Below are 20,997 nucleotides of genomic sequence, written 5' to 3'. Positions count from 1 at the left end.
AGGTTGCGTGACGAATGTCACGAAGGGCAGTGCGACCTTCGTCACGCTGCCCTTCGTAGTATGCCAAAAATAGCGGTCGTGCGCTGTTACGAGGTGCGACGCTTCCGCTGCAGCAGGCCCATCGCCACGAGTCCGCTCGCCATGAGGAGATACGTGGACGGCTCGGGCACGACGGAAGTACCACCGCCACCGCCGCTCGCGACGGTGCCGACCGCGAACGTCTCCAGACCACCTGAAACGTTTGTGAGTGAAGCGCCGACGCCGATCATTAAGCTGGAGTTGGCGGCTAGCGCGGTAGTGAAGAGCGCCTGATCGCCAGCGGAGAGTCCGAAAATAAAACCGTAGTTACCGGTGCCGGTCAGCACGTTCGTCAAATTCAGCGGCGTTGCGAAGGCCGTGCTGGAGAATACCTGCGTGTTGCCGCTGTACAGTCGTACAACAACGTTGTTCACTGTGATCATGTTGTCGTTGCCGGGTTCGGCCGCGTTCAAGAACAGACGGAACGAACTTCCCGTGAGCCCTGGAAACGCAGACACCGCGCGCAACTGCGACTGTCCAGACTGCACGTTCGCGTCGGCAAATCCACAGCTCGTGAAACCGGTCGGTCCTACACAACCCGTTTCGGCAGTCGTGCCACCGGGGTTCTGCAGCGTCAGCACCGTCGCTACGGCGCCGAGTCCGCCACCACTAGCATTGGATTGCCCGAGCAGAGTGAGCTGCGCGTGCGCTTGCGCCGGTAGTGCCGCGACTATCGCGGCGGTCAACCAAGCGAGTCGAGATTTCTTCATGATGCACCCTCGTGTACGAGTGAAGACGACAGGAGGCGCGCGTTCGATAGTATCCGTCGGTGCGCACCACGCCGTTGTCAACGCAAGTCACGATCCGTCGCGCGAGACTTTCGTGATCAATGTGGCGCAACTCACGCCAGCCGATGAGCCACAATGAATCAGAGGGTGTGCGCACCTCTGCTTTCAAGCACCCCGGCGATTCCGCCGGGGTGCGCGACCTCAGGAAGAGGTCACCGTTGTCTCACGCCGTTGGCGCGTCTTCGTCTTCACTCGGTAGCTCAGCGATCTCTTCTTCGATTTCGGCCACAACCTCTTCCGTCTCGGCATCCATCTCGATCACATCGGAGCCTTCCTCGCCGGAAGCGGCGGCCGCCGCCTGCGGTGCCGGGCGGCTCCACTTCTTCACGACCGGTGCGGCGCGACGCTCGAGGAGATTGTCGTAGTAGGCCACCATGCGCTGCTGCACAACGTCGAGCGTGTCATCGGGGTCGGCGCGGAACGGCGCGTGACGCTGGTGCTGTTCGGTCGAGACTTCGAACCACCACCACGGATCTGGTCCCGTTACGCGCGACGCGGCGACACGACACTGAAACGTCCGACCACGGTCAACGAAGGAAAATTCCTGCAGTACGTCCGACATGGGCAAAACCTTCGATGATGGGCGTCAAAAAACCTTCTTTCGAAAACTAACCGATGCCGCCCCCGGGAAGGAGGGTTCCCCCTCACGAAATCGGCAGGAGGCGCCCCTGGCACCTATACCCGGCTATTTCGCCAGCTCGCGTACAACACCGCTGAGCAGTCGCACCTTGGTGGCATCGCTGGACGCCGTGGCGTCCTGCGCCAGCGATGCGACGAGCGCTATGAGCGCGGTTCGGCGGGCGGCACCACTCGCCCGCTCGGCGCTTTCGAGCGCGCCGCGGATGGCGGCAATACGCGCCTCGGCCAGCGCGTTACCGCGCTCGAGCTGATCGACGTACGCGCGCGCGACACTGAAGTGCGCCGGCCACACGATCCGGGTTTGCAGTTGCGCGTTGAATTCATCGCGTGTGATGAGCTTGGCCGCGTCGATCTCGTTCTTGGACAGCAACTCGCTGGGTTGCAGCGTGAAGATGTCGAGTCCGCGCGCGATCTCCGAGCCGATCAGCTGTCCATTGTACCAGTACACCGACCAGTAGCCGGCGAGCGTGAGGCGCGTCGAATCGATCGGCCCACGGTCGAAATAGGCGAGCTCTTGCGGCTTCGCGGGATTGGTGAAGTCGAACACCGACATACCGCCCTGATACCAGGCCTGTACCATGATGTCGCGTCCAGGTACCGGGATCAGCGACCCGTTGTGCGCCACGCAGTTTTCGGTGTTGCCTTGTGCTGCCGGAAGCTTGTAGTAACCGGCCGCCTTGAGCTTGCGATCGGCGCCCAACGTGAAAATGGCGTCGGCACCCCAGGTGGGTCTGTCACTAGCGCGGCAACGGGCCTGCGTGCCACCGCCCCATTCGTCGGTGAACAGCACCGTGTGGCCGTCGTTACTGAACGTGGCCGAGTGCCAGTAAGCAAAGTTGGGATCGATGACCTCGTCGATCCGCTTCGGGTTGGCGGGATTGGTGATATCCAGCAGAATGCCGTTGCCGGAGCAGGCGCCGGCGGCGAGTCCGATTTCCGGGTAGGCCGTAATGTCATGGCACTGATCGGTACGTCCGCTATTCTGAGTGCCGCGGCCGTGATCGCCGCCTTTCCACAGCCCGGCTACCTTCCCCGACCCATCGGCGAAGATGCGCGGCATGTTGACCACCTTCGCATTCTGCGGCGTGGCCAACGGCACCTTGATCACTTCGATGCGAAACAGTGCTGTGCTCGTGTCGTCGGGGCTACGCACGCACCCCGCCAGCTCGTTCGGCGAGCGCACGCCGCCGGTACCTTGTACGTACAGGTACACATTTGCCGTGTCCTTCGGATCGGTCACGAGCGTATGGGTGTGCGAGCCACGGCACGTCTGGACCGCGGCGATCTGCTTCGGTGCGTCGAGGTTCGAGATATCGAAGATGCGTACGCCCATGAAGCGCGTGGCGCTCACCGTGTCGGAGACACCCTGCGTGCCGCAGTCGAGACGGCCGCTGTCATCTTCGACCGACAGGAAGAGCAGGTGGCCGTATACCGACGGGTCACCCTGTCCACCCTGACACACGACCGCGGCGCGACGCGTCGGCGCCTTGGGATCGGTAATATCCCATGCCTGCCACCCGTGCCAGCCGCCCTGAAACACGATGTTTTTCTGGAAGGCAAGGTCGGAGTTGGCGAAACCAAAGTCCCCGAGATCCTTGGGATTGAACCAACCCGCGGCCTTCGGCGTGTTCGACACGAGCTCCAGATTCTTGATCGCCTGCTGGGCATCGCTGACACCGCCCTTGAGCGACGCGCGCGGGTCGGTGGTGCGCGAGTTCTGCGCGGCCACCACCGTGCTCTGCAGGGCCAGCGAGAGCGTGACCGACAGCGCGACCGGCAGCAAGCGGGTGGTCGACCGAATGAACGACACGACGGGTATCCTGGTGTGAATGGTGGAACACGGCGTCCTGATCACTTCGACCACGCCGACAGTAGGGCCTGCATACGGCGGATCTCGGCGCGCTGGTCAGTGTCGATCTCGGTGACGAACTGAAACAGCATGGGCGTGTGCGCGGCGCCAGGTACACGACGCAGCGTTGCCACCATCTGCAGCGCGCCCTCGTGATGCTGAATCATGAAGCGTAGAAACAGCCGATCGAACGCGGCGTCACGCGCCGCCGACAGCTGCGTAAGCTGCGCTCTCGACAGCATCCCCGGCATGGTGTGCGCACCATGCCGGTCAGGTGCCGTGACTCGCCGAGCACCATGCTCCTCGAGCCACCGGCGCATCACGGCCATCTCGTCCTGCTGCGACACCTCGATACGTTCGGCAAGGAGGAGCAGTTCAGGGCGCGAAGTGTGCGTCCGCACCATCGCCGACATGGTGATCGCCTGCGCGTGGTGCATCGTCATGTTGCGCAAGAATGCTATGTCGGCTTCGACCGCCGCTGGTACCGGCGTTGGCGTTTGCGCCGGCAGCGCGGTTGCCGTGCGCGCTGGCGCGGCAGCCGTCAGCGACGCGGCGACTACCGCGCGTAGAGTCAGTCGGGAGAAAGTCATGATGCGGCAGCGTACCCCATCGGTCGGTCAGTTGCGCCGACGGCTCGACCAATGGATGGCGGAAATCCGCCAACCTTGCGCGGTGCGACGGGCGACGATCAGCTCCGCGCCCGCGGTGTCCACGGCCCGATCGCGGAAGGTGCCCTTCGTGATTGAGGTGGACGTACTGGTGGCGATGTCCGCACGCACGGACACGCGCAGGGGGGCCCGAGTACTCTTGAGTGCCTTGGCGAAGGCGATGTCGGCCGGCAGATGATGCGACCGGTAGTCCGACACCGTTTCCACCGAGCCGCTTTCCAGAATCTCCGCGTCGTCGGCGAGCAGGCTGATGGCGGTGAGACTGTCTCCCGCTTCGAGCGCGGTATGAAAGCGGTGCACCATCGCGGCTACGTCGGCGCTGTCGTTCGCCATCGGCATGACCATGGGCGTCGCCATCGGCATGGCCATCGCTGCCATGTCGTGCCCCGCGTGCGCGTCATGCGCACCACCGACGGCTGAACCATAGGTGAAGCCTTTCATGGCGCCCGTTTCCCAGTCGTGCGTCATGACGGCCCCGGCGGTCACCGATGGTGTCGGCAGCGATGACAGGAACCCCACCGACGGGCCGCCCATGTTTTCGATGCCCATGTGTCCCGACATCGCGAGCCACGCGGCCACCGGCATCACGTACGACGTATCGTCGCGATACAGTCGGGCGGCACGCATGATCTCAGCGCGCTTTTGCGCCCGCGGTACGGCGCTGTTGCTGAGAATGTCAGACACCACGTCATGCATCGAATGCAGATTGTCGAAGATGATCGCTGCTTCGGGAAAGCGCGTGGCGAACGCTGGCGCCACCGCCGCCGTCATCGGCATCTGATATGGCAGCGCCGTCGGCGCGCCGTCCACCATCTGCCAGAATCGCGCTACCGTGGCGCGAACGCCCGCCTGCTTGGCCGCCGGCGTCTTCCCGACAATCAATGGCTCGTACAGCCCGACCTGGAGCCAGTGATAACCCCAGATGAGTCCATTGAACTTCGGAAAGCGCTTACGGAAGGCGAGTGAGTACGACTGCTCCTGCATCAGCGCCATCGTCTTCGGCTTCGAGCTGAACGCGACGTCCGGGCGGCTCTTGTAATACGAGATGAGTCGCTGGGCCTCCGCGTCGCGCTGAGCATCGCTGAGGCGTTCATCGGCCAGCACGTCGTACAACTGGCGGTGCAGGATATGCGCCCAGTCGAACATCACTTTGGCTTCCGGCGCCAGCTGCGCATACTTCGGTTCGATAGCCCCCTCTTCAAGCGGCACCCGCGGTGGCTTCACCAGCACCGTCTTGGTGAGGTAGTCGAACTCGTTCACTTCGAGTCGCGACTCGGGGGCGTTGGGCTTGGTCCAGAGCGTTTCGTACAGAATCGCGTGGCCGTAGTCGAAGGCGTTGAACAGGCGGTCGGCCGACGCATACTGATTGCGGAACGTCCAATTGTGCGGGGCCTGCAGATAGAACTGTTCGTACGTGGTGGTCCACTGCGCCTGCGCCGTGCTTGGCGTGAGGGTCGTCAACGCGATGGTGGCACCGACGAGGCCGCGCACCAGCGCTGAATCGAATCGAAGAGTCATCATGTGGTAGGCTCGTGGTTATCGACGGGGAGACCAAGGCAGTCCAAGCGATACGGCGGCGCCGGCGGTGAAAAACCAGCCGCCATCGGCACCGGTTAGGCGGTAGCCACCGCCACCATCGACCGCCAGTCGGGGACTGAGTTGATAGCGCGCGCCACCGGCCACGTCCCAAGCGGTTTCCTCCGTCGCGTCGATCGGCTGCGACGTCACCAACTCGGCCGTGAGCAACAGCGCGCGAAGTGGAAGCGTGCGATCGATGGCGATACCGACCAGCCAACGGGAGAGCTCCGTGGACGACGCGCTCGTGTTGCCGCCAGTCGGCACTTCGGGAGCATCGCCCATCGTGACCTGACCGTTCACGTGAAAGCGAACCTTCGAAAAGGTTTTGGTCGCGATCGCCTTGAATGACGGATACGCCTTGCCCGGAGCAAGGGCGCCCACGGGCAGCAACACGTCCGCGACCACGGCGAGCGCGGGAAGCCGCGTTTCGGTGTTCAGGTTGTACAGCACGGAGGCATCGATGCCGGCGAGGGCGGTGTGTCGTCGACCGGCGATGCCTTCCACGTGAGCCAGCGGAAAACCGATCTCCACTTGGGTACGCGGGAACAGGCCCACCGCGAGTTCCGGTTCGACCCCCCATCGGTATGCGCCGCCCCGTGCGCGCTCGAGACGGAACGGTGCCATCTGGAGTTCGACGGCGCGTCGTTCGATGGCGTAGGCGTCTTCAATGCGGACGGGCCGTCCGGCATCGGTGTTGTAGTAGTCGGTTTGCGCCGTGAGTGAGGCAAAGGGCGTCGCGAGCGCGGTCGCGATTGCGGTCGCGGCCACGAGCAGCCCCGTCACGCCGAAGCGTGGAGCGACGAACAGCGGATTTGTCATGTGGTCCAACGTGATGAGCGGAGAGCTAACGAAGGGGTCGAGGCGCTTCACCCTGCACGTTCGGTGCGGGCGAGCGACGGCGGCGAATCGCGCGAGCGGCTCGATCCGGCGGTGACCGGAGAGCCGGGGGCTCAACCTCGCGGCGGCCGGGGCTCGGGAGCGATGTCGAGTGACACGGGCCACTCGGCCACGTGCACGGAGCGATGCACGTCGACGTCGACATCGACGGTCGAGACGGCCACGGTCGAACTCAACACGCCGCTGATCGTGCAGGCCATCGCCATGGGGCACGAGGCCGGCGCGTGCGGATGCTGGACGGGTTCCGACGTTGGAGTACCGGACGACGGGTCCGCGGGCGCGCGGTGATGATGATGGACGGACGGTACGTCGGGCGCCGTCGCGGCTATCGCTGCGGTGGTCGCTGCGGTGGTCTCGCGTTCACAAGCGGCACCGGCGGCGGGGAGCATTCCCTGCAGCAGTTGCACTCCGAAGAGCGCGATCGCGACGATACGTTGGCGGACCCCCATACGGCTGAAGATAATGACGTATGCCGGACAGGGGTATACGGGTCGTGTTGGTTCAACCGGCCGATTTCTTGCATGAGCACGCCGCGCCGCAGAGTCCGTGCCTACGCGATCCCCGTTTCGTGTTGATTGTCTACCATTTTCACGACGCCGGAGTACCGAATAGTGGGGATGAAGCCGACGGAATTGACCACTGTTTCCTCCGAATCGTTCGCTTTCCTGGCCGGAGGCGGTGCGATGGGTGGCTTGATTCGGTCGATGGACTGGTCGGAAACGCCGCTCGGCCCCGTTGATTCGTGGCCGCAAAGCCTGCGTACGACGGTGAATATCTGTCTCGCCGCCGACCTGCCGATCTGTGTCATTTGGGGTCCTGGACTCGTGCAGCTGTATAACGACGGCTATCGCGTGATTTGTGGCGAAAAGCATCCGTTGTCCATGGGCCAAAACTTCCGCGACTGCTGGAAAGAGGCTTGGCCGGTCATCGGCGACGCGCACGATTTGGCGCTTGCTGGCGATACCGCCTTCCTCGAAACGCAGCGGATTTTTCTCGAACGGCATGGCTTCCTGGAAGAATGCTTCTTCACCTTCTCCTTCAGCCCCATTCGCGAGGAGGCCGGACTCGTGGGCGGACTGTTCCATCCCGTCATCGAGATGACGGCCAAGATGCTCGGCGAACGCCGGACACGAGCGCTGCGTGATCTGGCCGCCCGCACGAGCCGGGCCAAGTCGGTCATCGAGGCCCTCACCTTGTCCGCGCAGACGCTGGCCGAATACGACCTCGACCTGCCGTTCGTGCACCTGTATGCGCTGGATGCCAGCGGCCAGCAGGCCCAGCTCGTCGGGTCGGCGTGTGTGGAGACAGAAACATTCGTCACTTCCATCGCGCTTGCGTGGGAGCCGACCGTTCAATCGATCTGGCCATTGGACGAGGTGTTCCGTTCCGCGTCGACCGTGCCGGTCGACAACGTGCGTGAGCGGATGGGCGCCATTCGCTGCGGCCCCTATCCTGAACCACCGACTTTGGCCCTCGCGCTGCCGATCATACCACCGGGAGCCAAGCGGCCGACGGCGGCCTTGATTGCCGGTGTCAGCAGTCGTCTCCCCATGAACGACAGCTACCGAAACTTCTACGATTTGCTCGCGTCCGCTGTCACGACCGCCGTGGCCAACGCCCAAGCATTTGAAGACGAGCGCAATCGTGCCGAGTCGCTGGCTGAGTTGGATCGGGCGAAAATCGCCTTCTTCTCCAACATCAGCCACGAATTCCGCACGCCGCTCACGCTGATGCTCGGGCCGGTGCAGGAGCTGCTGTCGGGTAGCAGGACCGAACTCAGCGCCACCGCCGCCGGCCAACTTGAGGTCGTGAGCCGGAACGGTGAGCGTCTACTGCGGTTGGTGAATTCGCTGCTGGACTTCTCAACCATCGAGGCCGGGCGCTTCCGGGCGGAATTCGAGCCGACCGACCTCGGCGCCTTTACCCGCGATCTCGCCAGTGTCTTCCGGGCAGCTGTCGAGCGGGCCGGACTTACGCTGACGGTGGATTGCGAGCCCTTGGCCCAGCCCGTTTTCGTGGACCGGGAGATGTGGGAAAAAGTTGTGATGAACCTCTTGTCGAACGCCTTCAAATTCACCTTCGAGGGCGAAATCACCGTGTCAGTCCGACCGGCCGGCGGCAACGTCGAGCTGATCGTGCGCGACACTGGAACGGGCGTTCCGGTCGCCGAGATACCTCGCTTGTTCGAGCGGTTTCATCGGGTGCAAAACGCCAAAGGTCGCACCCACGAAGGCAGCGGAATCGGGCTGGCACTGGTACAGGAGCTGCTCAAGGTGCACGGCGGCTCCATTTCGGCTGCAAGCACTTTCGGTGAGGGAACGACCTTTACCGCATGGGTGCCGATGGGGTCGGCGCATCTTCCGGCCGATCAGGTCGTACGACAGGGCAGGACCGGTGAGGCGGGCACGCGGGTCACTCCGTTCGTCGACGAGGCGCTACGCTGGATACCGGGCAATGACTCGTCTCGTCGTGACCCGTGGATCGGCACGCGGAACGGCGACGATGACGTTCCCGTGTCTCAGACACCAAAGGAACACACCGACGTCGACGGTCGGCCGCTGGTACTGGTCGCTGACGACAATGCCGACATGCGACAGTATATCGGGCGCATCTTGGCCCCACACTTCAAAGTGGAGTTGGTGCACGACGGCGCATCGGCACTGGCGTCGGTTCGTACCCACGTTCCCGACCTGATCCTGACGGACGTGATGATGCCACGGCTGGACGGGTTCGGCCTACTGAAGGAACTGCGAGCCGACCCTCGCACACGCGGCGTACCGATTCTCATGCTCTCCGCCCGCGCTGGTGAGGACAGTCGGGTTGAAGGCATGGAGGCCGGGGTCGACGACTACCTCGTGAAGCCGTTCAGCGCCCGCGAGTTGTTGGCCCGTGTCTCGGCGTCTGTACAATTGGCCCGGATGCGACGTGGGGCCGACGCGTCGTTGCGGGAGGGGGAGGAGCGGCTACGGATGGCCCTCACCGCCGCCCGCATGGTGGCGTGGCGCTACGACTCTGCCACCGGTGCGTTCGCGGCGTCCGACAACGCCGGCGACGTTTTTGGCATCATGCCCGGCACCCGCCTTGATCACATCGAGCAGCGATTCGCCCTCGTCTATCCGGACGACATTGCGCACTACCGCGCCACGGTCGAAAAGGCGGTCGAGGATGCCGGCAGCTACCTGTGTCAGTTTCGCACGACGCGCTCCGATAGCGGTGGCGTCATTTGGCTGGAGGAGCGGGGCCACGCCATCGTGCATGAACCGGGTGAGCACGTCCGGCTCGTTGGCGTCGCGATGGATATCACTGATCGGAAATTGGCCGAGGATGCGATCCGGACCAGCGAAGGACGGACCCGCACGATCCTGGAGTCGATCAGCGACGGCTTCTTGGCGCTCAACGCCGACTGGCGGTTCACCTACATCAACGCGGCGGGGGAGCGGTTTCTGAAGCGCACCCCGGGCGATTTGATCGGGAAGTCGTTATGGGACGAGTTCCCGGGCACGGCCGGCAGTGAGTTCGAGCTGCTCTATCGACGGGTCGCCAGTCGGGGGGTCGGCGAATCGATTACGGCCTATTACCCGCACTTCAACCGATGGTACGACGTCAGCGCCTACCCCGCGCCCGACGGCCTGACCGTGTACTTTCGCGATGTGTCCGCGCGCAAGACGATCGAGGAGCGGCTGCGATCGAGTGAAGAGCGGCGGCGGCTGGCCCTCGACGCCGCCGAACTGGGTATGTGGCACGTGAATCTGTCAACCGGCGCCACCATTACCGATGCCAGGTTCCGGGAAATCTTCGGTACCACGGATGACACGACGGATTACCGGCAAATGTTCGACGTCGTTCACCGCGATGACCTGGCGGCGGTGCAAGACGCGGTCGCGGCAGCGACCCAGTTGGATGACCCCGCTCCATACGCCATCGAATACCGAATCGTCCACCCGGACGCGTCCGTGCGCTGGATCTTCGCCAAAGGGCGGACGACCATCGAGGGGATAGGCCCGTCGCGGCGCGTCGCCAGCTTCGACGGCACCGTGGCCGACATTACCCAGCGGAAGCGGGGCGAGGAGGAGCGAGAGCAGTTGCTTGCCCGTCTTGGAGAGCAGGACGCGCGGAAGGACGAATTTCTCGCGACCCTTGCCCACGAGCTACGCAATCCACTGGCCCCGCTCAGCAATGGATTACAGTTGCTGAATTTGACCCCAGCCTCCAATGCCGGCGTCGCGCGAACCCGCGCCATGATGGAACGGCAACTCGCGCTCATGGTTCGCCTGGTCGATGACCTGATGGACATCAGTCGCATTACGCGCGGCAAAGTTGAACTGCATCGAACGCCGATCGACATTGCGCAGGTGGTGCGGAACGCGGTCGAAACCAGTCGGCCGCTCATTGACGCGAGCCGGAACGAACTGACGGTCAGCGCCCCAACTGACGCGATCATGGTGTACGGCGACCTCACGCGGCTGGCGCAAGTGATGTCAAATTTGTTGAACAACGCCGCGAAATACAGCGAGCCCGGTGGGCAGATCACGCTGGACTTCGCACCGTTCGACAGCGAGGTCAGGCTTCGCGTGTCGGACACGGGAATGGGCATTACTCCCCAGATGCTGCCGGTCGTGTTCGACCTGTTTACACAAAGCGATCGTTCGCTGAGTAAGGCCCAGGGGGGCCTCGGCATCGGCCTCTCGCTGGTTAAGCAGCTGGTGGAACTGCACGGGGGCCGCGTGGAAGCCCACAGCGCAGGCAGCGGTCAGGGAAGTGTGTTCACGGTGTGGCTCCCTCTGGCCCAGCCAGCTGACGCGGCGGCCGCGAGTGTGCTGCCGGTCGAGTTACGTGCTCCAGCCAGCGGACGTCGTATTCTGGTTGCCGACGACAACGTCGATGCCGCCACGACCCTCAGCGCGCTGCTGGAATTGATGGGACACGAGGTTCGGACCGTGCATGACGGGACAGGTGCGCTGGCGGTGGCGGAATCGTTCGCACCGCACTTGGTCCTGCTCGACATCGGCATGCCCCGCATGAATGGATACGAGACGTGTCGCCGCATTCGGGCGCAAGATTGGGGGCGCGACATCCCGGTGGTAGCCCTCACCGGTTGGGGCCAGAAAGAGGACCGGGAACGCTCGACGGACGCGGGCTTTACGCAGCACCTGGTCAAACCCGTGCACAAGGACGTGCTTCGGCGCGTGCTCGCCACGTACTTGTAACCACGGCGCCGTTCCGGCCGTGTTGCCGACTCATCGCTACGTGAGCGCCGTGGGCAGCGACAGGCGGTACCCGACCCCCGGCTCCGTCACGATGAGCGTGGGCCGGATCGGGTCGCGCTCCACCTTGCGTCGCAGATTCGCCACGTACACGCGCAGGTACTGTTGAGCATCGCCGTGCGACCGACTCCACACGGCGTCGAACAGCTGTTGGTGCGTGAGCGTGCGTCCGGCCGCCGTCACCAGCGTGCGCAGCAACTCCCACTCGGTGGGTGTCACGTGGATCGGCTGCCCGTCGCGGGACACCACGCGACGGGCGAGGTCGATCGCGAGCCCGTCGAAGGCATACGGCACGTCGCCGCCGCGCACCGGCCCCATCGCCGCCCGACGCAGTTGAGCCCGCAGGCGCGCCTGCAATTCGATCGTGCTGAACGGCTTGGTGAGATAGTCGTCGGCCCCGGCATCCAGTAGACGCACCTTTTCCGCTTCGTCGTGGCGGGCCGACAGCACCACAATCGGCGTGGCCGACCACGCGCGAATCTGCGTGCACACCTGTGCGCCGTCGGCGTCTGGTAGCCCGAGATCCAGCACAATGAGCGACGGCTTGCAGCGGCGCGCCAATTCGAGCGCCGTGCGTGCCGTCGCGGCTTCATAGACCACGCCGCCTTCCGACTCGACGGCGGCTCGGATGATCGAGCGGATCGACGGCTCGTCTTCGATGACCAGAACAACCGGAGCGGGCGGCACCGACGCGGATCCCGAGCTGGAAGACATGTGTGGCAACCTAGGCCCTGATAGCGCAGCGCACGAGGGGCGCAGTAACCTTCAGGTATGCGATTGCTTCGCTGGTTCCTTGCCCTCTCGTTGTTGACGCTGGGCTTACTGCCGCTGCGCCCGTCGCTGGATAAGGCGCATGTATCCCTGGCGTACCTGCTGCTCATCCTCGCGGCGAGTGCACGCGCCGGGCGGCGGGTGGGGCTGGTGTTGTCGGTCGTGTCGTTCTTCTGCTTTAACTTCTTCTTCGTCGAGCCGCTCCACTCGTTCGTGGTGGCCGAACCGCTCGATTGGTTGGTGTTGGTGGCGCTCCTGATCACGAGCGCCGTGGCGGCGCATCTGCTGTCGGTGGCGCAAAGTGAAGCGCGTACGGCATGGGAGCGCGCGGCCGAAATCGATCGCTTGGCGGTCCTCGGCGCCGAGTCGTTGAACGCCGGTCCCGCCGAGCAGGCCCTCGACGCGATCGCCGGCGTGATACAGGATGCGTTGGGCGTCGATCGCTGTCGCATCTTTGCCGTCAGCGAGTCGAGCGGTGCGCTCTCGCTGGTGGCGGAGCGGGGCGAGCTCTCCACCGCCTCCGCGGATCCGGTCACGTCGGAACCTGCGGGGGCGCCCTTCATGACGGCGCTCGTACCGTGGCGCGACCTCGGAATGCCCACGCGCGCGCATCTGCTGCAATGGGTCGCGGAGAATGCACGCGTCGGGGTAGAACGTATCGACGGGTCCATGCGTGTGGGTGCCGCATCGACGGCGGCTCGTAGCGCCGAGAGTCCGCTGGACATTACCGCCGGCGCCGGAATCGCCGATGCCTGCGGCCTGCTGTTGCCTCTACGCGTGCATGAGAAGGTGGTTGGCGTCGTACACATCGAGCGCGGCGGTCCGCTCGACTTGACGCCTTCGAGGCAGCGTTTCTTGCGGGCGATCAGTTACTACGCGGCCCTCGGCATCGAGCGCGCGCGACTGGTGGTGCAGGCCGAGCACACCGAGGCGCTGCGTCAGGCGGACAAGCTGAAGGACGCCGTGCTCGCCTCGGTGTCGCATGATTTGCGCACGCCGCTCACGACGATCAAGGCGCTGGCCAATGCGATACGTTTGGAAGGCGACGATCGAGCCGCGATCATCGAAGAGGAAGCAGACCGCCTGAATCGCTTCGTGGCCGATCTCCTCGATCTGTCCCGTCTCGATGGCGGCGCCATGCCGATCGCGCTGCAGATCACGGCCGTAGAAGACCTGTTGGGGGCTGCGCTGCAGCGGGTGTCCGGCGTCATGCCCCACCGCGCCATTGATGTGCAGCTGCCGCGGGACGAACCGCTGTTGCTGGCGAGACTCGACTTCACGCAGTCGCTGCGCATCGTGGTCAACCTGCTCGAAAACGCCGACAAGTACTCGCCGGCTGATCAGCCGATCGGCGTCAGCGCCCAGCGGGTTGGGGACATGGTGCGGTTGTCGGTGTCCGATCGAGGTGCCGGCATCGCTGACGCCGATCGCGAGCGGATCTTCGAGCCGTTTCACCGCGTGGGCGACATCCCCGACGCCAACGGCACCGGTCTTGGATTGTCGATTGCCCGGCGGCTCGCCGAGCGGCAGGGCGGGCGACTCGTACACGAGCCGCGCGCTGGCGGAGGGAGCTGCTTCGTGCTCGAGCTTTCCGCCGCCGAACTCGAGGCGCTGGCGTCTTTGTGAAATCTTGATGCCGCAGCGGGCGGTCTTTGTGCGGTCTTCACGCTGGTGCCCCTAGCCTCACGTCATGACGCACTCGCCGCACGCCGTATCGCCTGAGAGCCCAAGTGGCCGACGCCTTTCCCTGTTGACGCTGGCCGCGCTGGGGGTGGTGTACGGTGACATCGGCACCAGCCCGCTGTACACCATGAAGGAGGCGTTCGGCGCGTCGCACGGGTTGCTTCCCGACGCGGTGAACGTGTACGGCGTGCTCAGCCTCGTCACGTGGTCGATTCTTCTGGTCGTGGTGGCGAAGTATCTGGTGTTCATCCTGCAGGCGGACAACAACGGGGAAGGCGGCGTGCTGGCGATGCTCGCGTTGTTGCTGCAGGACACGTCGCAGCGCATCGGTCCTCGCTTTCGAGGGGTACTCATCCTGTTGGGTGTATTCGGCACCGCGCTGTTGTACGGTGACGGGATCATCACCCCGGCCATCTCGGTACTTGGCGCGGTTGAAGGCATCGATATTGTGACCCCGACACTCTCCGGGTACGTGGTGGAGATCACGTTGGTGATTCTGGTGGCCCTTTTCGCCGCGCAGCGATTCGGCACCGCCAAGGTTGGTCGCGCCTTCGGGCCACTCACGCTGCTCTGGTTTTTGGTGATCGGGTCGCTCGGCCTCGCCTCGATCATCGACACGCCGCAGGTGCTGAATGCGTTGAATCCGCTGCACGGTTTTCGCTTTCTGCTGCACCACGGGGCGGGTGGGTTCGCGGCGCTGGGCGCGGTCTTTCTTTCCGTTACCGGAGCGGAGGCGCTGTACGCGGACATGGGACACTTCGGCAAGGTCCCGATCCGTCGCGCGTTTTTCGCGGTGGTGCTCCCGGCGCTGCTGCTGAACTATTTCGGTCAGGGGGCGCTGCTGCTGCGCAACCCGGCGGCGGTGAGCAACCCGTTTTATCTGCTGGCGCCATCGTGGTTTCTCGTGCCACTGCTGATCATCGCGACCATGGCCGCGATCGTGGCGTCGCAGGCACTCATTTCCGGCGCGTTTTCACTGGCTCGGCAGTCCATTCAGCTCGGCTACTTGCCGCGCATGACGATCGTGCAGACGTCGCAGGAGGAGTACGGGCAGATCTACATTCCGCAAATCAATTTCGCCTTGATGATCGGGACGGTCTTGATCGTGCTTGGGTTCAAGTCGTCGGCGGCGTTAGGCGCGGCGTACGGCATCGCGGTCACGGGAACCATGGCAATTACCACGCTCCTCTTCGCGGCGGTGGCGCGGACGCGTTGGAACTGGCCGCTCTGGCAGGTGCTCGGTCTTGCTGCCTTCTTCTTCGTCGTTGACTTCACGTTTTTGGGTGCGAACGTGATCAAGATTGCCGACGGCGGTTGGGTGCCGCTGGCGCTGGCGGCCGCCTTGGTGCTGCTGATGACCACCTGGAAACGCGGGCGAAACGCGTTGCAGCAGTTGCTGCAGCGGGCCAGCTTGCCGCTCGACCTGATGCTCGATGAACTGGGCCGTCGGCCGGCTCACCGCGTACCCGGTACGGCCGTGTTTCTCACCAGCGACAGCAAGGGCGCGCCGGTGGTGCTGTTGCATCATCTCAAGCACAACAAGGCGCTGCACCAGCAGGTCGTCCTGCTCTCCATCACGTCGAGCAACGTCCCGGCCGTCCCTCGCGAGGAGCGGGTATCGGTGGAGCCGCTCGAGCACGGCTTCTGGCGGGTGCAGGCGCGCTACGGCTTCATGGAGAGCCCTGACGTCCCGGCGTTGCTCGTTCAGTGCGCGGAGCATGGCATCGTCGCCCGACCGATGGAAACGAGCTACTATTTGGGGCACGAGCGCGTCATCCCCACGGGACCAACCAAGATGGCGGGTTGGCGAAAGCGATTGTTCGTGCTGATGGCGCGCAACGCGCAGTCAGCGGCGCAGTTCTTCCAACTCCCGTCGAACCGGGTGGTCGAAATGGGAGCGCAGATCGAGTTTTAGTCGCGCGGTACTTTCGAATGGAGGATCAGCGCATGGGTGCCAGCAGTCACGACTTGTTCGGCCCGCCGGCCGATTCCGGGGGCGATTCCGGGGGCGATTCCGCGGGCGAGGGGGCGCTGCCCGGTGGCTACGGCCGTCCACCGGCCGGCTACCGGTTGCCGCCGGACACCCGTCTTGGTGCCGTAGAGTTGCAGGTCAGCGATCTCGCGCGCTCGCTCGAGTACTACCAGCAGGTACTCGGCCTGTCGGTGCTCGCGCAGGACGATCATTCGGTGTCGCTGGCCGGCGTCGGAGCGACGGAACCGGTGGTGGTGCTGCGTGACGTGGCTGGTACGCGCCCCGTGACGCCCGGCTCACGACTCGGGCTCTATCACTTCGCGATTCTGCTCCCCGACCGGGCCGCGATGGGTCGATTCATTACGCACCTGTCGGCGATCGGCGTACGCGCGGGCTCCAGCGATCATCTGGTGAGCGAGGCGCTGTACCTGCAGGACCCCGATGGTCTCGGCATCGAGGTGTATGTCGACCGCCCGCGGGACGCGTGGCGTCGCGCCGACCGGGAACTCATGATGGCGACCGATCCGCTGGATCTCGCTGATCTCGTGCGCGCCGCACACGGAGCACCCTGGACTGGCATGCCGATCGACACCGTGATGGGACACGTCCATCTGCATGTGGGCGAGCTGGCCAAGGCCGATGCGTTCTATGCGGAAGGGCTGGGCTTCGATCGAATGGTGTGGCGCTATCCGGGCGCGCTGTTTCTCGGCGCCGGCGGTTATCACCATCATGTTGGTATGAACACGTGGGCCCGCGGGGCATTGGCGCCTGGCCCAAACGACGCGAAGCTGCTGGTGTGGACGATCGTGCTGCCCACCGTCGAGGACGTGACCGAGCTTCGAGCACAGCAGCTGTCGCGTGGAATCGCGCTCACCGACGAGTCAACGGGGATACGTGTGGCGGATCCGTGGGGTACGCCGGTACGCGTTCGAGCTCGTGTGTAACCGGAGAGATCCGGCCACCCCTTCGTGTCGGCACATGCACGGGGCCACACGCCATGCGCCGTGCGCTCTAGCGGGTCAACCGCAAAACGGTACCTTCTGCATGAGCCACTATGCAGTTGGACGCCGCCTACTTCGTTATAGCGCGACCCACTCCTCCAATCATACCCGCCCATGTCCTCGCCTCTTCCGCATCGCCGCCGAGTTGGTCGGATTACGCTGACGACCGTTGTGGCGCTTGGCGCGGCCTCGTTACTCGGCCTTGCGGTAGCGCATGACGAGAAGCCGCTTGCCGCGCAGGACACGGCGCCAGACTTCGCGAAGGATGTCGCGCCGGTGCTCTATCGCAACTGCGCCAGCTGTCATCGTTCGGGTGGTCTCGGTCCGTTTTCCATGATGGACGTGGACTCCGTGAAAGCGTACGCCGACGACATCCGCGACGCCGTGCGCACCGGATACATGCCGCCCTGGCACGCGGAAGGACCGCATGGCGTCTTCAGTAACGACCGTCGCCTGTCCGATCTCGACAAACAGACCATTCAGCGCTGGGTTGATGGCGGCGCCAAGGTCGGCAACCCGAAGTCGTTGCCGCCCGCACCGCGCTTCGCGTCGAGCTGGGAGCTTGGAACGCCCGATGTGGTATTCACGATGCCCGAAGCGTTCACCGTGCCGGTCTCGGGGACGATCGAGTATCAGTACTTCGAGGTGCCCACCAACTTTACTGAAGACAAGTGGGTGCAGGCCGTTGAAATCATGCCGGGTTCGCGCGAAGTCGTGCACCACGTGATTGTGTCGGCGCTTCCTGCGAGAACGGCAACCGCTGCTGCGGCCGCGTCGGATCCGACCGCGTCGGCTGCACGGCCGTCTGCGCCAGCCGCGAAGCCACCGATTTCGGTTGACGAGAATAGCAAGATCCCCGACGATCCGCCCCGTGTGGACACGAGGCATGCCCCGCGCATGCGCAATGGGACCACGATGATCGGCACCACCGCTCCCGGTACGAACATGGTGCGCTTTCCTGAAGGCACCGCCCTCCGCATCCCGGCCGGAACCACGCTGGTTTTCCAGGTGCACTACACGGCGCACGGCCACGAAGTGCAGGATCGGTCGAGCGTGGGATTCCAGTTTGCCAAAGCCGTGCCCGCCGAGCGGGTGTATGCGGGCGCCTTCTTGAATGCCAAATTCACCTTGCCGGCGGGCCAGAAGGATGTCATGGTGCCGAGCACCATCACGATCAACGAGCCCGTCAAGATCTACGGCCTGTTCCCGCATACGCACGTGCGGGGAACCCGCTGGGAGTATACGCTGGAGAAGCCGGATGGGACCCGTGAAGTCATCCTCGACGTGCCGCGTTACGACTTCAATTGGCAGACCTACTACATGTTTGCCACGCCGCTGGAGCTGCCGGCGGGTGCGAAGATCACGTCCAAGGCGTGGTACGACAATTCGGCGAAAAACAAGCACAACCCCGATGCCACGGCCAACGTGCACTGGGGCGATCAGACCTGGGAAGAGATGCAGTACACCGGCATGCTGTACTCGGTAAATAGCCGGCGGCTCGCGCCCGCGCCGAAGTAGACGTCAGTCAGCTCATGACCTCAGAACACGCGGATCGGCACCACGCGGGTGAGATTGATGATCTGCTTTTCGGAGCGATCGGCGGCGGCGCGCTGAATCAGCGTGTTGGCGTTGTTCGCGCCGGTACGTTCCAGCACCAACGTTGCGAGCCAGAGTGCAACGGCGTTGGTCACGCGAAGCGATCCGTGCGACACGGCTTTGCCGACCGACGCCGAATCGTTCGTGCCGTGAATCGTGCGCGGCATGTCGTACACGAGCTGAGCGCGGCCCAATGGATTCTTCGGGTCGCCGGGCTTTCTCGGTTCGCGCTCGTCAGCCCACGTCTCATCGGGTGGAATCCACTCGGGATTGAGCACGACTTGGTTGATCGCCCACGATCCCGCCTGGGTGGGCCATTCCGTCGAACCAATCGCCACCGGATGCACGGCCAGCGTGTCGCTGCCCGCACCGAGCACGCGGACCAGGCGGGCGGCGAGGTCGACCTCGAAGCGAATGTCAGCGGTGTCGGCCGCGACGGATCGGCGCGCGGTGCTGTCGGCTGCGCGGAGGCTGCTGTCGGTCGCACCGGCGGAGCGGTTGCGGTCGGCGGGCGCGGTGTCGCGACATGCGCCGAGGCCAATGCCGACGCACAACATGGAGACCAGTGAGCGGACGATGAGTCGGATGAGTTGGGGCACAGCGGGGTCCGGTTGGGGAATGCCGCCGTTTGTGGCAAGGAGCGTGCTCAGGCGCCGACCAGGGGACCGTCGCGTAAGCACGAGTTATGCATCGGGACGGTTGGCTGCGTACACGGTGGTGACGTCAGTGCCCCGTGGCTGGTGTTTTACTCACATCGGATGGAGGCTCTATGGTTTTTGAATCTTGGCGTACGATGCAGGGAATTGGCGCGGCGCTCGTGATCGGCTCGCTGGTCGCGTGCGGTGGGGACAAGGGATCGGTGGCAGACTCGGCTGGCAGCAATGCCATGGCTGCCTCGGCGGACTCGACGGCTATGATGGCGCCGGCAGGGGCTCACTGGAACGCCACGCTCCAGTCGATGGCTGGCACGAAGGTCGCCGGCACGGCCTCGGCAATGGCCGGTACGTCGGCCGGAACCACGATGGCTGAAGTCACGATCAGCGGGGCGCCGGCGAATGGCGAACATCCGTGGCACATTCATTCGGGCACGTGCGCGAGTGGCGGCGGTATCGTCGGACCGGCCACGGATTACATGCCGATCAAGGCCGATGCGAGTGGGAATGGAAAGTCGATGGCCACGGTAAACATCGCCGCGCCGACGTCCGGTGATTATCACGTGAACGTGCACATGTCGCCGACCGACATGAAGACCATCGTGGCCTGCGGCGACCTGAAAATGGGCGCGATGTAATCACGAACCAGCTGTACGGTTGGGCGCGGTACCTCCGCACCCGATCGTATTTGCCGCTCGTAACTCGTCGGTCGTCAGCAACGCGCTGGCGACCGACGAGTCGCTTGCGCGAGGGACCTCCGAAGCGCTGGCTCACGCCGCGTGAGCCACGGTGAGCCGAAAATCGCTCCGAAGCCGCCTTCTCCAATACGGCCGTCTTCGATGCCGCATTTCCCGACCCTCACCAGACTCCCTGATGACCCGACACACCTATGGACTGGCCCTCGCGGCGTCGGCGTGCGCGCTGATTGCCGCCTGCAGCGGTGATGCCACGCAGCCGACCTCGGCCGCCGCGACTGCGCTCGTCGACCACCACGGTGCCCATGCGAAGATTGCGACCGGCTCCCTGACCGTCGACCAAAAGCAGGGAATCGCGGCCGCTCGGAATGCCACGGCGCGCTTTCACAAATTCAGCGTGGCACAGGACGCCGGCTACACGGTGCAGTTCCCCGTGGGATGCGCGCAGCGTCCGGGTACTGGCGCTCAGGCGTACCACTACATGAACGGCGCGCTGGTCGACAATACCATCGATCTCGAGCGCCCCGAACTGCTGATGTACGAGCCGCAGCGGGACGGATCACTCCAGCTGGTTGGCCTCGACTATGTCGCGCCGCGACCGGACGGCACGATGGAGAACCAGCCGGCGCCCCTCCTCGGGATGGAGTTCGCACCGCTGGTCGTGCAGGGTGTGAGCGTCTGGGCGCTGCACATCTGGGCGTGGCGGCCGAACGCCAACGGGGTGTTCACCCCGTGGAATCCCGCTGTCAGCTGCCAGTATCAGTTCCAAGACTGAGATTCGGCCGCCGATGCGCTGATTTCGGCAAGTTCTCCGCCTTTGCATAGTGGAGGCACTGGACGCTGGCCGTCCGGTGCCTCCCATGGC

The 20,997-nt window shown here is 64.5% G+C and carries 16 protein-coding genes; 7 read left to right on the top strand and 9 right to left on the bottom strand.

Going from position 1 to position 20,997, the window contains the following annotated elements; all coding sequences use genetic code 11:
* Positions 1-86: 86 nt before the first annotated feature.
* The 7 genes from ACLL97_RS19545 to ACLL97_RS19515 form a co-directional block, all read right to left on the bottom strand.
* A complete protein-coding gene (locus ACLL97_RS19545; protein WP_411282153.1) occupies positions 87-788 on the bottom strand; it encodes a PEP-CTERM sorting domain-containing protein in 702 nt (233 codons plus the stop codon).
* Between the two features lie 241 nt (positions 789-1,029).
* On the bottom strand, positions 1,030-1,428 hold the full coding sequence (locus tag ACLL97_RS19540; protein WP_411282152.1) for a hypothetical protein: 399 nt from the start codon (positions 1,426-1,428) through the stop codon (positions 1,030-1,032).
* A 123-nt stretch (positions 1,429-1,551) separates the two neighbouring features.
* Complete coding sequence (locus ACLL97_RS19535; RefSeq protein WP_411282151.1) at positions 1,552-3,315, bottom strand: LVIVD repeat-containing protein; 1,764 nt, start codon at positions 3,313-3,315, stop codon at positions 1,552-1,554.
* Positions 3,316-3,356: 41 nt separating this feature from the next.
* On the bottom strand, positions 3,357-3,944 hold the full coding sequence (locus ACLL97_RS19530; RefSeq protein WP_411282150.1) for a DUF305 domain-containing protein: 588 nt from the start codon (positions 3,942-3,944) through the stop codon (positions 3,357-3,359).
* A gap of 27 nt (positions 3,945-3,971) precedes the next feature.
* On the bottom strand, positions 3,972-5,543 hold the full coding sequence (locus ACLL97_RS19525) for a YybH family protein (RefSeq protein ID WP_411282149.1): 1,572 nt from the start codon (positions 5,541-5,543) through the stop codon (positions 3,972-3,974).
* Positions 5,544-5,558: 15 nt separating this feature from the next.
* The gene (locus tag ACLL97_RS19520) at positions 5,559-6,419 is read right to left on the bottom strand and encodes a hypothetical protein (RefSeq protein WP_411282148.1); all 861 of its coding nucleotides are present in this window, start codon (positions 6,417-6,419) and stop codon (positions 5,559-5,561) included.
* A gap of 131 nt (positions 6,420-6,550) precedes the next feature.
* A complete protein-coding gene (locus tag ACLL97_RS19515; protein WP_411282147.1) occupies positions 6,551-6,946 on the bottom strand; it encodes a hypothetical protein in 396 nt (131 codons plus the stop codon).
* Between the two features lie 234 nt (positions 6,947-7,180).
* On the opposite strand from ACLL97_RS19515, the gene ACLL97_RS19510 reads away from it, so the two are divergent.
* Positions 7,181-11,704, top strand: coding sequence for an ATP-binding protein (locus ACLL97_RS19510; RefSeq protein WP_411282146.1), 4,524 nt, complete (start codon positions 7,181-7,183; stop codon positions 11,702-11,704).
* Positions 11,705-11,740: 36 nt separating this feature from the next.
* Here ACLL97_RS19510 and ACLL97_RS19505 read toward each other — a convergent pair whose 3' ends face one another.
* A complete protein-coding gene (locus ACLL97_RS19505; protein ID WP_411282145.1) occupies positions 11,741-12,475 on the bottom strand; it encodes a response regulator in 735 nt (244 codons plus the stop codon).
* 57 nt (positions 12,476-12,532) lie between these two features.
* Between ACLL97_RS19505 and ACLL97_RS19500 the strand changes: the two genes are divergently transcribed.
* From ACLL97_RS19500 to ACLL97_RS19485, 4 genes are all read left to right on the top strand, one after another.
* Positions 12,533-14,158, top strand: a complete 1,626-nt coding sequence (locus ACLL97_RS19500) for an ATP-binding protein (RefSeq protein ID WP_411282144.1) — start codon at positions 12,533-12,535, stop codon at positions 14,156-14,158.
* Positions 14,159-14,222: 64 nt separating this feature from the next.
* Entirely contained in the window at positions 14,223-16,130 is a 1,908-nt protein-coding gene (locus ACLL97_RS19495) for a potassium transporter Kup (RefSeq protein WP_411282143.1), read from the top strand.
* Between the two features lie 32 nt (positions 16,131-16,162).
* Positions 16,163-17,131 carry a VOC family protein gene (locus ACLL97_RS19490; protein ID WP_411282142.1) on the top strand — a complete coding sequence of 323 codons (969 nt, stop codon included), beginning with the start codon at positions 16,163-16,165 and terminating at the stop codon, positions 17,129-17,131.
* Between the two features lie 171 nt (positions 17,132-17,302).
* Positions 17,303-18,706 (top strand): c-type cytochrome, encoded by a 1,404-nt coding sequence (locus ACLL97_RS19485; protein ID WP_411282141.1) that lies wholly within the window; start codon positions 17,303-17,305, stop codon positions 18,704-18,706.
* A 20-nt stretch (positions 18,707-18,726) separates the two neighbouring features.
* Here ACLL97_RS19485 and ACLL97_RS19480 read toward each other — a convergent pair whose 3' ends face one another.
* A complete protein-coding gene (locus tag ACLL97_RS19480) occupies positions 18,727-19,383 on the bottom strand; it encodes a L,D-transpeptidase (protein WP_411282140.1) in 657 nt (218 codons plus the stop codon).
* Between the two features lie 170 nt (positions 19,384-19,553).
* Between ACLL97_RS19480 and ACLL97_RS19475 the strand changes: the two genes are divergently transcribed.
* A complete protein-coding gene (locus ACLL97_RS19475) occupies positions 19,554-20,075 on the top strand; it encodes a hypothetical protein (RefSeq protein WP_411282139.1) in 522 nt (173 codons plus the stop codon).
* Positions 20,076-20,310: 235 nt separating this feature from the next.
* A complete protein-coding gene (locus ACLL97_RS19470; RefSeq protein ID WP_411282138.1) occupies positions 20,311-20,907 on the top strand; it encodes a hypothetical protein in 597 nt (198 codons plus the stop codon).
* Positions 20,908-20,997 lie beyond the last annotated feature (90 nt).

It is taken from the genome of Gemmatimonas sp. (genome assembly GCF_046594945.1).
GTDB lineage: Bacteria > Gemmatimonadota > Gemmatimonadetes > Gemmatimonadales > Gemmatimonadaceae > Gemmatimonas.
Note: the sequence above shows the minus strand (reverse complement) of the source record. Positions and strands in the feature narration are given on the sequence as shown.